Genomic DNA, 14,122 nt, shown 5'->3' on the forward strand with positions numbered 1-14,122 from the left:
TCCTTTATTTCTTAGATTCTTGACTTTTTTTAATGATGCTCTTTAACCGTGCTTTTCTTAGCGCAGCTTCCTTCTTCAATTTGTTCTTCTTTCTATCCATGAGCTTGGCATGCTTAGCTTTGTTCAATGTGTTTTTGGCCTTGCCTTTTTTTGCCATATTCGAATATTTAAATTCAAATGCTCAATCGCTTTAATGCTAAGGTTATTATGCAATAAACGTGCATCTCCTGAAGTTTTACAAAAATAGGGGAATTTGAAGAATAGCTACAGTGGTTATTACTTATTTTTATGGGCTTAGCGGCTAAATTAATGTTGATATACCTGAGTGTAACCTACCAATAAAAAATATCTGGTATAGTTAAAGTATAATTTTTTGAGATGCTTTTCAGGAATATTAAATTTTATAAAGCCTATACTTCTATTTCACCCACCAAATAACAAACCCCGTTACCGGATATTTTTACTCGGTCTCCATGATATTCGCATTGTATATCGCCGCCACGCTCAGACAATTGTTTGGCGGTCAATAATGTCTTGTTTAATTTTTTGGACCAATATGGAGTTAAGGTGGTATGTGCAGATCCGGTTACAGGATCTTCCGCTATACCGCATTGCGGAGCAAAAAAGCGTGATACAAAATCTACTTCATTGCCTTTTGCAGTTATAATGACACCTCTACAATCCAATTGGTTCAACAAATGAAAATTAGGTTGCATGGCTTCTATTTCCTTCTGGGTTTCATAAATAAGCATATAATCGGTTTTGCCTTTAATAATTTCTAACGGCTTTTTTCCAATTGCTTTTGTAATATGTGGTTGTTCTGAAACAGCTATAAAATCATCGGTAGGGAAGTCCATAGTTAGTAGTCCCGAGTTGTTTTTTTGCACCAATAATTCTCCAGTTCTTAGAGAAATAAACCGTAGAGTATTTTCTTTAAAACCATAGTAATTGTATAGGACAAAGGCTGTTGCCAACGTGGCATGACCACAAAGATCAACTTCAACTTCTGGGGTAAACCAGCGTAGCTCATAATAATCATCCTTGGCAACGGCAAAAGCAGTTTCGGCTAAATTATTTTCAGCAGCTATCTTTTGCATCACCTGATTATCCAACCATTGTTCAAGAATGCAAACCGCTGCCGGATTACCGCTATATAATGCTGTGGTAAATGCATCGATCTGGTATATTTTCTGTTTCATGTCTATGTGCTAATCCCAACCAAATTTACGATTTATCTCATTGGCTTTATCAATCCATTTTTTAGGTGCATCAAACCTATATCCAACGTAGAATTCCAAAAAACTGATGGAATCGTCCAGAATTAAATTTTCTACGGAAGAATGGGTCAATAACTGTGTATTCATATTTACCCCGGTAAAGAATGATGTGCTGTTATAACCTCCTGAGAGTCTGAATATCAGTTGGGCAAGTCCGGTTAACGAAGTTTCGCCAGCAGACTTGGATAGATTAAAACCCAAACCACCAATACCACCAGCCGAGACTATATAATTTTCATTGAAAACCCAATTATAGTAATATCCTGGCCCAACCGCAAATTTAAATGAATGTTCTAATTGATCGTCCAAGAAAGGATCTTCCAGTTTAAATTTTGTATAGTAATAACTAGCGCCTGGAATAAAGCTTCCGGCGCTTTCAGTTTGCCATTCATTTTGAAAACCAATGGCCCGAAAGGAAAAGTCCGGATTAAAAATATAGTTTGTACTTCCTCCTATCTTTAAGGTCTTAAGATCGTCTACGGGCAAGGTAATATCCTGTGTGCGGACGAAAAAACCTTTTTGCTTATAAAAATCTATGGTCTGCATGACGTGATCAAAAAACATTCTGGCATTTAGCGTAATTAATTTTGAATCGCCATTATCCTTGTTCTCGGATAAAAAATTGGGAGCATAGCCTAAGTTTAGTTCTAGCGCCCGAAATGACACGGACAAGCCTAAATAGCTTTTGTCATTGGGAATAAACTCTGTTTTGTTCCTGGTTATTTTATCCCTTAGAATAAAACTATTGGACGTGGTCTGTAAATTTACCCTAGTTGTAATTTTGTCCGGGAAGGATAAAATTTTGGAACTGGTTTGGCTTAATAATAGTTGGGAAAAAAGAAGTATGCCTATTGTCGATACAAACTTTAAATCCATTCCTTAGGCTGCTTTAATATAGTTATTAACCGTTCTTCTTCACTATTTTTTTCTGGTTGGTGATCATAGCGCCATTGTACATGTGGTGGCAAGCTCATTAAGATGCTTTCTATACGCCCATTGGTTCTTAGTCCGAATAACGTACCCTTATCATGTACTAGATTAAATTCAACATATCTACCGCGTCTAATTTCTTGCCAATCTCTTTGATGCTGGCTGTATTCAAGGTCTTTACGTTTAATGACAATTGGTATATAACTGTTTAAAAAGCTGTCTCCGACCTCGGTGACAAAATCGTACCAGTTTTGCATGTCCATGTCCTCTCTGGCCTTACAATAATCAAAAAATAGTCCGCCTATTCCTCTTGCCTCATTTCTATGGGTGTTCCAAAAATACTCATCGCACCTTTTTTTATAGGTCTCATAAAATGTTGGCTGATGTTTGTCGCATGCAGTTTTGCACACTTGGTGAAAATGAACGGCATCTTCATCAAAAAGGTAATACGGAGTCAGATCCTGACCACCACCAAACCATTGATCTACAATTTCACCTTGCTCATCATACAATTCAAAATAACGCCAATTGGCATGAACGGTAGGCACCATAGGATTTTTTGGGTGCAAGACCAAGCTTAATCCGCATGCAAAGAAATTACCTTCCTTCACTTTAAAATATGCTTTCATGCTATCGGGCAATTCCCCATGAACGCCAGAAATATTTACGCCTCCTTTTTCAAACACTGCCCCATTTTCTATAACACGGGTTCTACCACCGCCACCTTCCGGGCGTTTCCAGATATCTTCTTGAAAAGTAGCTTTACCGTCTACTTCTTCTAATTTCGCGGTTATCGTATCTTGAAGTTGTTGTATGTATGCGTAAAATTTATCTTTCATTTTCTAAAACGTAAAGTTCCATATCTAACGGTTCTTCGTTAGGTGGGATAAAGGATTTTTTTAAGGTTTCTTTCCAAAGATAACCACATTTTTCTGCGACCCTAATACTACCAATATTCGTTTTGTGTACAAGAATCTGTAGCGTATAGATATTCGACAATTGTAATGCCCATTTAGAAATGGTTTCTACCGCAATAGTGGTGTAACCTTTATTGGCTTGGTTATAATCTATGCAATAGGCTAATTCTGCTTCATTTTTAGCAAGATCTATAGCTTTTACATACACCAGCCCTATTATTTTACGGTTTTGAGGCTCTTTTAGGGTGAATAGATATTCCTTGTGTTTAATAAACTCGCTGACTTTCTTTTCAACAAAGAGCTTGGACAAGGTAGGATTTAAATTCGACGCAAGTGTACTAGGGAAAAATCTACTTAAGTGATTTTCGTTTGCACAGCAAAAATCACATAATCGCCACCCGTCTCGCTCCGATATAGGGTTAATTTCGAAATTTTGTAGTTGAAAAGAATTCATGTTGCTACTGTAATTTCGGCTATATGTTACAAATGATTGGAATTAAGCCGGCTTATATTCTTTTACGGCGTCAATAAAGGCTTTTGCGTTTTCTACTGGAACATTGGGTAAAATGCCGTGCCCTAAATTAACCACATAGCTATCCTTACCAAACTCGTTGATCATTTGGTGAACCATTTTCTTGATTTCTGCCGGTGGAGAAAGCAATCTGGCAGGATCAAAATTTCCTTGAAGGGTAATTTTGCCGCCACTTAAATAACGTGCGTTTCTTGCTGAACAAGTCCAGTCCACACCCAATGCAGATGCACCTGATTTTGCCATATCGCCCAAAGCGAACCAACATCCCTTACCAAAAACAATGACCGGAGCCTCGTCTTTTAAAGCATCTATAATCTGCTGAATGTACTGCCAAGAAAATTCTTGATAATCCGTTGGTGATAACATGCCGCCCCAAGAATCAAATACCTGTACTGCATTTACACCAGCAGCTACTTTAGCCTTTAAATAGGCAATGGTGGTATCTGTAATTTTTTGAAGCAATTCATGTGCAACAACGGGCTGTGTAAAACACAATTCTTTAGCCTTGTCGAACGTTTTGCTGCCTTGACCTTGTACGCAATAGCATAAAATAGTCCAAGGGGAACCTGCAAAACCGATCAAGGGAACTTCATCGTTCAGCTTTTCTTTGGTAGCTTTTATAGCTTCCATTACATACCCTAAGGTTTCGTGAACATCTGGAACAATAACGCTATCCAAATCTTTCTGATTACGAATAGGATTCGGTAAATACGGACCAAAATTAGGTTTCATCTCCACATGAATGTTCATGGCCTGTGGTATCACTAAAATGTCACTAAAAAGAATAGCGGCATCCATACCATATCTACGAATAGGTTGTACCGTAATTTCAGATGCTAATTCAGGAGTCTGACATCTTGTGAAGAAATCATATTTTTCCTTGATTGCCATAAACTCAGGTAAATATCTACCCGCTTGGCGCATCATCCAAACTGGTGGTCTTTCTACAGTCTCACCTTTTAATGCTTTTAGAAATAGGTCGTTTTTTAAGCTCATATTCTTTTAATAGCTTTTAGCTGCTAGCCTTTGGCTTTTAGCTATTTTTTATTTTACTAATTAGACCATGGATCATTTTAGATTCTATTGAAATCAATTCAAAAATTGACCACAAGTCTCTTATTCTATTGCAACTATGTTAACAGACAACAGCTAAAGGCAATTTATTGATCCGGGTAATCTCCATTGACCAATTCAATAACACTTTCTACCGTTGGTATTTTGGCAACTTTAACTTCAGTGAAATGTTCCCTGGCCGCTTTTGCAGTGGTTTCGCCTATGCAATACGCCACCTTATCTGCTGAGTTTTCCTTTAAATAACTGTCAACGTTAGACGGACTAAAGAACATGATGCCTTTTACGGATTCTGGTATGGACTTCCCGGATAATTTTGTTCTATATGCTTCAATGGCATTGACCGTAATATTGTTTTCCTCTAAAATAACAGGCAATTCTTCCAAGCTAAGATTTCCGTGAAAATAGGTAACTTCTGTACCATCAATAAATTCCACTAGGTGATTGGCCAAGTCTTTCGCACTGTTTTCATAATGCGTTATTTTACCAAACTTATTTTTTATAAATCGTCTTGTTTTTCTACCTACACAATAGATATTCTCAAAGTTTAAACCGGACACATCTCTACTTGCCAATACAGCTTCAACCGCATTTTTGCTGGTAAAGACTACATTCTTGTGCTCCTTTTTAAGAACAATCGGAGAAATACGATTAAAATTGATTTTTATGAAATCATCTGAATCCGCATTTACAGAAATATTAAGGCTAAGTTGCTGTTGAGGTGTAAGTTTCTTTGTAGAAAAAATGTTAACCTCGGTTCCGGCACTTGCCAATTCCGTCATTAAACGTCTACCACCTCTGGCCAAAATGGTCTTGGCACAATCTATACCTAAATTTTGGTGTTTGCCAAGTGGTGCGGTTAATTCGGTTTCCAGCTTTTTGCTGCCATCAACATTTAATAATACCCCTTTAAGCGTAACAATATTTTCTTTGTTGATATAGGATAGTGCCCCTATGGGTGCGCTACAACCCCCTTCCAATTCCCTAAGAAATTCCCTTTCCAAGGTAACACAGATATCGGTTTCCTCATGGTTCAGTTGTGCACATGCTTCACGAACTTCTTCATCATCCTCCATGGCTACTACCATAATTGCTCCTTGGGCAGGTGCGGGCAACATCCAAGTTAGTCCTATGGTATTCTCTGGCTCCAAACCAATACGCTCCAAGCCTGCAGCGGCAAAAATGGCACCGTTCCATTCATTGTTGTACAGCTTTTCTAAACGGCTGTTAACATTGCCCCTTAAATCTACAACGGTGTGTGTAGGGTATCTGTTAAGCCATTGTGCCTGTCTACGTAAACTACCGGTAGCGATAACGGCATCACGTGCGCCCAAAAACTCTTCATTGTCCTTAAATGCCATGATATCCATGTAATTGCCACGTTTTAGAACGGCGGCCTTTACGATCCCTTGCGGTAGGGCAGTGGGTACATCTTTCATGGAGTGTACGGCAATATCAATATCGCCATTGATCATGGCAATATCCAATGTTTTGGTGAACACCCCCGTAATTCCTAATTCGTACAAGGGCTTATCCAAAATTAAATCTCCCGTAGATTTTACAGGAACTAATTTTACGGTATGTCCTAATGCTTGTAGTTGGTCTTTTACGGTATTTGCCTGCCATAGCGCTAACTCGCTATCGCGTGTGCCTAATCGTATTACTTTACTCATTTCTCGTCCAATTCTAATTGAAAAACTTTTTGGATAAATTCTAAACTTGAATTGGAATCTACCGAGTCATCCTTAAGATGATTTGCAAATTGTTTGGTTATTTTTTGAATGATTCTATTGGTTACGACATCTGCCTGATCTGCATTAAAATTGACCGTTTTTTTAGATTGATAGTCAAGTTCCTCATCTTTCATGGTCTTCAGCTTCTTCTTTAACGCTTTAATGACCGGAGCAAATTTTCTGGTTTCCAACCATTGGTTGAAATCGTGCATTACTTCTTCATTGATCGCTTCTGCTTCTGGAATGAACTGCTTTCTACGTTCCAAGGTTTCATCTGTCATTTGAGACAAATGATCTAAATGAATAACAGTGACATTATCCATGGAGGAGATGGCATCGTCCACATTTTTTGGAACGGATAAATCTAAAATCAATAATGGTTTTTTGGTATATATCAGTTCTTTGGTAATCGTAGGTTTTTGTGCCCCTGTGGCCACGACCAGAATATCCGATTTTCTAATTTCTGATTGTAGATCCCCATAATCCTTGACCATAAGGTTAAACTTACCGGCAATTTTCTCAGCTTTGCCTTTGGTTCTATTGATCAAGGTGATGTGCGGATTTTTAGTGTGCTTTATTAAATTTTCACACGTATTGCGACCAATTTTACCTGTTCCAAAGAGTAAGATGTTCTTTTCCGAAACATGCTTTACGTTCTTAAGTATGTACTGAACAGAGGCGAAAGCGACCGAGGTTGCCCCAGAAGAAATTTCCGTTTCGTTCTTTATACGCTTGCTGGCCTGTATGATGTTGTTGCACAACCGTTCTATGAACGGATTGGCAATGCCCAGCTCCTTGGAACGCTTAAAACTTTGCTTTAGCTGACTTATTATTTCAAAGTCACCAAGAATTTGGCTGTCCAACCCTGTGCCCACTCTAAACAAATGATTAATGGCATCCTTGTTCTTATATACATATGCAACTTCTTGAAAAGCCTCTACCGTACCATTGGAATGGTCGCAAAGTAATTTGATAAGTTGAAAGGGGTGTTGGGCAAAACCGTGCAGTTCCGTTCTATTGCAGGTAGATGTGGCCAATAAGCCATCTATACCCTGTTTTTTAGCTTCAATGAGTAATTTTTTTACAGCTACTTCATCTAGGCTAAATTTACCACGGGCTTCGGCATCGGCCTTTTTATAGTTAAGACCAATGGTATAAAAGGAGTTATGTTTAGAAATATGATAGTCCTTCATAAAGCGGATACAAAAGTATAGTCATCAATCGGATAAAAATAACGCTAGCGGTACAATTAGTAACGGATGCAGAATTTTTGGTCAAAAAATGATATTTATCAGTTAAATAGCTATAATTTTATACTGTTGAAGCCTTAATCATAATTTTTTATTTAGATGCTTTCTAAATAGATAATATATTTTTTTAGTACGATGAAAGAAAAAAATAACGCTCAAAGGTCATATGATGAAGTATTGATAGAAGATGGTTTGTATGTTCTTAAATTTCAGAATGAAGAGGATGTAAGTGTAGCCTATTCAAGGGAAATAAGTAAACGGTTCATACAGTTTCATTTTTGTCTAAGAGGATGTGGTACCTTTTCATTCAACCAGGGCAGTTACAGTTTAAGCGTTACCGAGGAAAATTCCTTGCTGCTATACAATACGCAATTAGACCTTCCGCTAGATTTACGATTGGATTCAAAATCCGCCATGGTATCGGTGGTAATGACCCTACGGAAATTTCATTCGCTCTTTACGGCAGAGGCAGATTATATTCCTTTTTTAAGTACGGACAATAAAGAGAAAAAATATTATGCACAGGAACCTTTTTCACCTTCAATAGCCGTAATTCTTAGTCAAATTATCAATTACAACCTGCACCCATCTATAAAGGCCTTGTACGTAAAGGGTAAAATTTATGAATTGATCGCACTATATTTTAATAAAAGCCCAAATGCGGATATTGAGCAGTGCCCGTATCTTGCGGATGAGGAAAATGTAAAGAAGATTAAAAAGGCAAAGGAAATTATATTGGCGAATATGGCAGAACCACCCACATTGGCGGAACTTGCCAGTGAAATAGGATTGAGCCTAAAACGATTAAAAGAAGGGTTCAAACAAATTTACGGGGATTCTGTTTATAGCTTTTTATTTGACCATAAAATGGAGTATGCCAAACGGTTATTGGAAACGGGTCAATATAATGTAAACGAAATAGGCTTAAAAGTGGGCTATAGTACGGCTAGTCATTTTATAGCAGCTTTTAAAAAGAAATACAATACTACCCCAAAAAAGTATTTAAAGGCTTTAGTAGGTAATTAAATAGATGCTAATTGGGCCTAGCGACCATAATACCGGTATTATTTTTAATCCCTTTTACATAGTCTGCCAGCGGTTTTTTGGAAATTTCGACCTGCATGGTACCCGTAGAAGCATGTAATAGGTGAATTCTACCATCTGTATCCCTTGTAGCAATACCTGTATGGGTGACATCCAGACCATTAATTGAAGTAGCAAAAGCAATGATATCACCAGATTGTATCAAATGTTCGTTCTCAGCTATTTTATCTTGTGCTAGCACACAAATAGCCTGATTGTTTAAAAAATTTTCCGAGTCCTTAATTTTTGAGAAATTAGTGTTATCTGCCAAAAACGGATATAGATCTCTGTGGGTACTCATAAAGTTGATGTCCTTGGTAATTTCTTCACCGCCAATTTCACCGGTAATATCTTTAATAAGTCCTTTTTCAGCATTGTTGGCAATCCATTCAGAAAAATAATGAAGGCGTGATGCATACCCGTCTAAAGCCCCATTTTTATAACGGATGGTTTCCAGATTTTTTAAATACGCCTCAAAAGAATTCTCTTGTTGCTTAAGCAACATGGAAAATGCCAATACATTTTCTACAAAGGTAGTACAATCCAGACCTTGTAGGTTTACGACTAAGGTTTCCGTATCACCAATTTCCAATGTTTTGGCTACATATGGTGTTTTCATAAATGTTTTGCCAACGCTAACCATGGTTGCGCCAAAATCACCTTGAAACAATTCGTCTATTTCAACTAGTTTATTCTCAACGGCTGCTCTGTCTTCTGGAGAGCAGGTGATTTGTTGGCATATTCCACTAGGAATTATGGTAAATATAAATAGGATGGACAGTAACTTTTTCATGCAGTAAACTTATAAATTATTGTCTTTTGTTTCACCTTGCTCCACTTGAATTCTTGTACGTACAATACTCTCAGGATAATTTTCCTGTAAAAAGGTAATGAGCTTTTCACGTACAAGCACCCTTAAATCCCACGCCGTAGATGAATCCTTGGCACTCATTAGGGCCCTTATTTCCACACAGCTTTGCTTGCTATCCGTAACTTGCAGTACGTTGACTTCCTTGTCCCATAAGGGTGTGCTCTCAAGAATTTTTGTCAATTCTTTCCTAAGTTCATCAAAAGGCACCTTGTAGTCCGTATATAAAAAGACCGTTCCTAAAATATCAGATGAGGTCTTGGTCCAGTTTTGAAATGGCTTCTCTATAAAATATGGTGTAGGTACGATCAACCTTCTTTTGTCCCAAATCTTTACAACTACATAGGTCAGGGTAATTTCCTCTATACGGCCCCATTCACCTTCAACAATTACCACATCATCCATTTTAATGGGTTGTGCAATAGCTATTTGAATACCGGCCAAAACGGTACCGATCATTTTTTGGGCAGAAAAACCTATTATAATACCCGCAACCCCTGCAGAGGCAAAAATACTGACCCCCAGCTCACGTATACTCTCAAAACTCATGAGCACGGCACCAATGGCCAAAATGATTATTGTAAAAATAAAAATACGTTCAAGAATATTAAATTGTGTATAGATCTTGCGTGCCTTGAGGTTATTTTCTGCCCGTACATCATAATTACTGATGATGACTTTTTTGACCATTTTCAATAAGTTGAGCATGAGCCATGTAATAGAAAAAATGAACAGGACCGTACTGGCTTTTTTAAACCAATACCCATGTTCCTCAAGTTGTAATAAGGTACGCAATGATTCTGACCGTATTAGAATGGAAATGAAGGTAAAAAATATAGGCCAGCTAATTTTTCTAAAGGTACCTTCAGGTAACAGGTATTTAGGGTCTTTGCCAAATTTTCGCAAGAAATGTGAGATTAGCCAATAGGCCACCAATATAGCAATGAGCGATGCAAGGAACAGATAGAAATCATTTTTAGGAATTGTATCAAATATCGTATTCATATCAATCTTGTCTCTTTTCTGTAGGTAACATACTAATTTTTAATAGCACTAAAAATTATTTAAGGAGATATTGGCAGGCTTTATATGGGTATAGAAAAACTATTGCCTAAAATTAAAATATCATCGATCATCAAGTGTTATTTTTGCATTCAAATATAAAACGTAAGCTATGAAAGGAGTTTTATTGGTCAATTTAGGTTCACCGGATAGTCCTACCCCAAAAGATGTTAAGCCATATTTAGATGAATTTTTAATGGATGAGCGCGTCATAGATGCCCCTAAATGGTTGCGTACTATTTTGGTTAGAGGTATAATTTTACAGACCAGACCAAAAAAATCTGCAGAGGCCTATGCCAAAATATGGTGGGAAGAAGGGTCTCCTTTAATAGTGCTTTCAGAACGATTTACCAATAAATTAAAACAACATACACAAATGCCCGTTGCTTTGGGAATGCGATATGGAACAATGACCATAAAAAGTGCGCTGCAAGAGCTGAAGGATAAAGGCGTGGACGATGTGCTTTTGGTACCGTTATATCCCCACTATGCCATGTCAAGCTTTGAAACTGTCGTGGTAAAGGTGTTGGAAGATCAACAAAAGTTTTTTCCACAAATGTCCGTGACCACGTTACCGGCATTTTATAAAAATCCCGATTATATCCAAGCGCTATCGGAAAGTATCAAAGAAGGGTTGCAGGATTTTGATTATGATCACATATTATTTTCCTATCATGGTATACCAGAGCGCCATATTCGTAAAAGCGATCCAACAAATTACCATTGCAAGATAGATGGTAGTTGCTGTAAAATCAATTCCGTAGCGCACAATACCTGTTATAGGCATCAGGTCTATGATACTACCGAGATGGTCAAAGCTTATTTAGGATTGCCCGAAGAGCAGGTGAGTTCCTCGTTCCAATCCAGATTGGCGGGCGACCCTTGGCTAAAACCTTATACCGATTATGAATTTGAACGATTGGCAAAGGAAGGTAAAAAGCGCTTGGCGGTTATAACACCTGCATTTGTAAGCGATTGTTTAGAGACTTTGGAGGAAATTGCCATGGAAGGCAAGGAGCAGTTTCTTGAAGCCGGAGGGGAAAATTATAAGCATATACCCTGTATGAACGATAATGATGCTTGGGTACAGGTTATGGCAAAATGGGTGAACGAGTGGGAGCGTACCGGTCTTTTGGACGTTACACCAAGTACATAAATATAAAATTTAATTCTTAGAATATCACTGCTATGAAAATGGAAGAAATAGAATCTGCATTAGTACCGTTAAAAGAACAATTAAGGCAACACGAGCTATATACAGAATTAACATCCATAGCCGATGTCCGTATTTTTATGGAGAACCATGTATATGCCGTTTGGGACTTTATGTCTTTATTAAAGGGACTTCAAAATCAATTGACATGTACCACCATACCTTGGAAACCGGTAGAAAATACCAATACAGCAAGGTTTATCAATGAAATAGTTGCCGAAGAGGAAAGTGATCAAAATGAAAAGGGACAATATAAAAGTCACTTTGAAATGTATACCGATGCCATGGAGGAGGTAGGTGCCAATACCTTATCTATTCGTGAGTTTTTGGAACAGGTATCAGGTATGGAACGCATTGAGGAAACAATAGATGCATTGCAAGAGTCCCATGCCGTCAAAGACTTTTTGCAATTTACATTCCATGTCTTGAAAACCAATGAATCGCACAAAATTGCGGCCGCATTTACTTTTGGTAGGGAAGAATTGATACCGGATATGTTTTTAAAAATTATAGATCGCGCGGGAGAAGAAGCTTATCCTAAGTTGGGTTATTATCTGAAAAGACATATTGAATTGGATGGTGATGATCATGGACCATTATCATTAAAAATGATTCAGGAACTTTGTGGAGATGATGGGAAAAAATGGAAGGATGTACTGCAATATTCACAAGAGGCCTTACAACAGCGAATAAATTTATGGGATTTTATTGCTTCTAAAATCAAGAAGCAGTCTTTGGCCACCGTATAACCATCGCAAGAATTAGCACAAAACCAAACTAGAATTGCACTATGGCAAACGTATCTTCAGATCAATTGGGATCGTATGCTATTTCAAAATTGCTGGTCAAACAGGCCGTACCTGCCAGTATTGGTATTTTGGTCATGTCACTAAATGTTTTGGTCGATTCAATCTTTGTTGGAAACTGGATCGGTTCCATAGCAATTGCGGCCATAAACGTTGTCTTGCCCGTTTCATTTTTTATAGGTGCTTTAGGTATGGCCATTGGTATTGGCGGTGCAAGTATGATATCTAGGGCACTAGGGGCCAATAACAGGGAAAAGGCGTTAAGAACATTTGGAAATCAAATTTGCTTTACGCTTATGGTAACCGTGATCATGGTTACGGTTGGCCTTGCCTATGTGGATGAACTTATACCTGCTTTTGGCGGTAAGGGATCTATTTTTGAAATGGCAAAAATCTATTATGTCATTGTATTGTATGGAGTGCCTTTATTAGCATTGAACATGATGGGTAATGCCGTAATTAGGGCAGAGGGTAAACCAAAATTTGCCATGATTGCCATGATAATACCATCAATTGGTAATTTATTGATGGATTTTATATTCATCAATGTATTGGATTATGGTATGCAAGGTGCTGCTTGGGCAACATCCATAAGTTATTTTTTATGCTTTAGTTATATTTTATATTTTTTTCTTTCCGGACATTCTGAGCTTAAATTATCGATAAGGCATTTAGGTTTTAATATTGGAGTTCTAAGGGAAATAAGTTCCTTAGGTTTTGTAACGCTTTCAAGACAGGCAGTGGTCAGTGTCATTTATCTTTTAATGAACAATATTCTTTTTGATTTGGGCGGGGAGGCAATGGTGGCAGTGTATGCGATCATAGGTCGTATGCTCATGTTTGCTTTATTCCCAGTTTTTGGTGTTACCCAAGGATTTTTACCCATTGCCGGCTATAATTATGGTGCCGCTAAATATGGCAGGGTCAAAGAATCCATTTATACGGCTATCAAGTATGCAGCCATATTGGCTACAGTGGTCTTTACTGGTCTAATGATTTTTCCTGAAGAAATTGCAGGTCTCTTTCTTAGTCACAAGCCCAATATGAGCGATGTTGAACTTGCTACGAACGCTTTTGTACTGGAGAACACACCTTCCGCAATGCGTTGGGTTTTTGCTGCAACTCCTATAATAGCTGTACAACTGATCGGGGCAGCTTATTTTCAGGCCATTGGTAAAGCCGTTCCGGCTTTATTGCTTACCTTATGTAGACAGGGATTTTTCTTTATTCCCCTTATTCTCATATTGCCTAATTATTTAGGGGAACTGGGTGTTTGGATTTCCTTTCCAATAGCAGATGTGCTTGCTACGATCGTAACAGGTTATTTCTTAAAAAAAGAAATCAGTAACACTCTTTTATAGGAAACAAAGGGCACTTCTT

The 14,122-nt window shown here is 37.8% G+C and carries 14 protein-coding genes; 4 read left to right on the forward strand and 10 right to left on the reverse strand.

From position 1 onward, the window contains the following. Window positions 1-4 precede the first annotated feature (4 nt). The 8 genes from Q2T41_RS10305 to hemA form a co-directional block, all read right to left on the reverse strand. Window positions 5-157, reverse strand: coding sequence for a hypothetical protein (locus tag Q2T41_RS10305; RefSeq protein ID WP_304436011.1), 153 nt, complete (start codon window positions 155-157; stop codon window positions 5-7). A gap of 253 nt (window positions 158-410) precedes the next feature. After that, on the reverse strand, window positions 411-1,199 hold the full coding sequence (locus tag Q2T41_RS10310) for a PhzF family phenazine biosynthesis protein (RefSeq protein WP_304436012.1): 789 nt from the start codon (window positions 1,197-1,199) through the stop codon (window positions 411-413). A 9-nt stretch (window positions 1,200-1,208) separates the two neighbouring features. Then, window positions 1,209-2,153 (reverse strand): DUF4421 family protein, encoded by a 945-nt coding sequence (locus Q2T41_RS10315; protein WP_304436013.1) that lies wholly within the window; start codon window positions 2,151-2,153, stop codon window positions 1,209-1,211. After that, window positions 2,144-3,046 (reverse strand): oxygen-dependent coproporphyrinogen oxidase, encoded by a 903-nt coding sequence (hemF, locus tag Q2T41_RS10320; protein WP_304436014.1) that lies wholly within the window; start codon window positions 3,044-3,046, stop codon window positions 2,144-2,146. The genes Q2T41_RS10315 and hemF overlap by 10 nt, the downstream gene beginning before the upstream one ends. Next, a complete protein-coding gene (locus tag Q2T41_RS10325) occupies window positions 3,036-3,578 on the reverse strand; it encodes a GNAT family N-acetyltransferase (protein ID WP_304436015.1) in 543 nt (180 codons plus the stop codon). The genes hemF and Q2T41_RS10325 overlap by 11 nt, the downstream gene beginning before the upstream one ends. 42 nt (window positions 3,579-3,620) lie before the next feature. Next, window positions 3,621-4,652, reverse strand: a complete 1,032-nt coding sequence (gene hemE / locus Q2T41_RS10330; protein ID WP_058104437.1) for a uroporphyrinogen decarboxylase — start codon at window positions 4,650-4,652, stop codon at window positions 3,621-3,623. Window positions 4,653-4,816: 164 nt separating this feature from the next. After that, entirely contained in the window at window positions 4,817-6,400 is a 1,584-nt protein-coding gene (hemC, locus tag Q2T41_RS10335; RefSeq protein ID WP_304436016.1) for a hydroxymethylbilane synthase, read from the reverse strand. Further along, complete coding sequence (hemA, locus tag Q2T41_RS10340; RefSeq protein ID WP_089258586.1) at window positions 6,397-7,653, reverse strand: glutamyl-tRNA reductase; 1,257 nt, start codon at window positions 7,651-7,653, stop codon at window positions 6,397-6,399. Before hemA ends, hemC begins: the two co-directional genes overlap by 4 nt. A 192-nt stretch (window positions 7,654-7,845) precedes the next feature. Here hemA and Q2T41_RS10345 point away from each other — a divergent pair, with 192 nt between their 5' ends. Beyond that, a complete protein-coding gene (locus Q2T41_RS10345; RefSeq protein WP_304436017.1) occupies window positions 7,846-8,736 on the forward strand; it encodes a helix-turn-helix domain-containing protein in 891 nt (296 codons plus the stop codon). Between the two features lie 7 nt (window positions 8,737-8,743). Here Q2T41_RS10345 and Q2T41_RS10350 read toward each other — a convergent pair whose 3' ends face one another. Both Q2T41_RS10350 and Q2T41_RS10355 read right to left on the reverse strand, forming a co-directional pair. Next, window positions 8,744-9,586, reverse strand: a complete 843-nt coding sequence (locus Q2T41_RS10350; RefSeq protein ID WP_304436018.1) for an N-acetylmuramoyl-L-alanine amidase-like domain-containing protein — start codon at window positions 9,584-9,586, stop codon at window positions 8,744-8,746. 9 nt (window positions 9,587-9,595) lie between these two features. After that, window positions 9,596-10,666: a mechanosensitive ion channel family protein gene (locus Q2T41_RS10355; protein WP_304436019.1), complete on the reverse strand. Its 1,071-nt coding sequence runs from the start codon at window positions 10,664-10,666 to the stop codon at window positions 9,596-9,598. A gap of 169 nt (window positions 10,667-10,835) precedes the next feature. Here Q2T41_RS10355 and hemH point away from each other — a divergent pair, with 169 nt between their 5' ends. The 3 genes from hemH to Q2T41_RS10370 are packed head-to-tail and all read left to right on the forward strand — an operon-like array spanning window position 10,836 to window position 14,103. Next, entirely contained in the window at window positions 10,836-11,879 is a 1,044-nt protein-coding gene (gene hemH / locus Q2T41_RS10360) for a ferrochelatase (RefSeq protein WP_304436020.1), read from the forward strand. Window positions 11,880-11,911: 32 nt separating this feature from the next. After that, window positions 11,912-12,685 (forward strand): DUF3050 domain-containing protein, encoded by a 774-nt coding sequence (locus tag Q2T41_RS10365; protein ID WP_304436021.1) that lies wholly within the window; start codon window positions 11,912-11,914, stop codon window positions 12,683-12,685. Window positions 12,686-12,726: 41 nt separating this feature from the next. After that, window positions 12,727-14,103: an MATE family efflux transporter gene (locus Q2T41_RS10370; protein WP_304436022.1), complete on the forward strand. Its 1,377-nt coding sequence runs from the start codon at window positions 12,727-12,729 to the stop codon at window positions 14,101-14,103. The last annotated feature ends 19 nt before the right edge of the window (window positions 14,104-14,122 follow it).

Origin of the sequence: Maribacter confluentis (assembly GCF_030505015.1) — a bacterium.
Lineage (GTDB): Bacteria > Bacteroidota > Bacteroidia > Flavobacteriales > Flavobacteriaceae > Maribacter > Maribacter sedimenticola.

Coding starts and splice junctions, on each gene's coding strand:
- Q2T41_RS10305 (WP_304436011.1), bottom strand. CDS start 157: ATGGCAAAAAAAGGCAAGGCCAAAAACACATTGAACAAAGCTAAGCAT.
- Q2T41_RS10310 (WP_304436012.1), bottom strand. CDS start 1,199: ATGAAACAGAAAATATACCAGATCGATGCATTTACCACAGCATTATAT.
- Q2T41_RS10315 (WP_304436013.1), bottom strand. CDS start 2,153: ATGGATTTAAAGTTTGTATCGACAATAGGCATACTTCTTTTTTCCCAA.
- hemF (WP_304436014.1), bottom strand. CDS start 3,046: ATGAAAGATAAATTTTACGCATACATACAACAACTTCAAGATACGATA.
- Q2T41_RS10325 (WP_304436015.1), bottom strand. CDS start 3,578: ATGAATTCTTTTCAACTACAAAATTTCGAAATTAACCCTATATCGGAG.
- hemE (WP_058104437.1), bottom strand. CDS start 4,652: ATGAGCTTAAAAAACGACCTATTTCTAAAAGCATTAAAAGGTGAGACT.
- hemC (WP_304436016.1), bottom strand. CDS start 6,400: ATGAGTAAAGTAATACGATTAGGCACACGCGATAGCGAGTTAGCGCTA.
- hemA (WP_089258586.1), bottom strand. CDS start 7,653: ATGAAGGACTATCATATTTCTAAACATAACTCCTTTTATACCATTGGT.
- Q2T41_RS10345 (WP_304436017.1), top strand. CDS start 7,846: ATGAAAGAAAAAAATAACGCTCAAAGGTCATATGATGAAGTATTGATA.
- Q2T41_RS10350 (WP_304436018.1), bottom strand. CDS start 9,586: ATGAAAAAGTTACTGTCCATCCTATTTATATTTACCATAATTCCTAGT.
- Q2T41_RS10355 (WP_304436019.1), bottom strand. CDS start 10,666: ATGAATACGATATTTGATACAATTCCTAAAAATGATTTCTATCTGTTC.
- hemH (WP_304436020.1), top strand. CDS start 10,836: ATGAAAGGAGTTTTATTGGTCAATTTAGGTTCACCGGATAGTCCTACC.
- Q2T41_RS10365 (WP_304436021.1), top strand. CDS start 11,912: ATGAAAATGGAAGAAATAGAATCTGCATTAGTACCGTTAAAAGAACAA.
- Q2T41_RS10370 (WP_304436022.1), top strand. CDS start 12,727: ATGGCAAACGTATCTTCAGATCAATTGGGATCGTATGCTATTTCAAAA.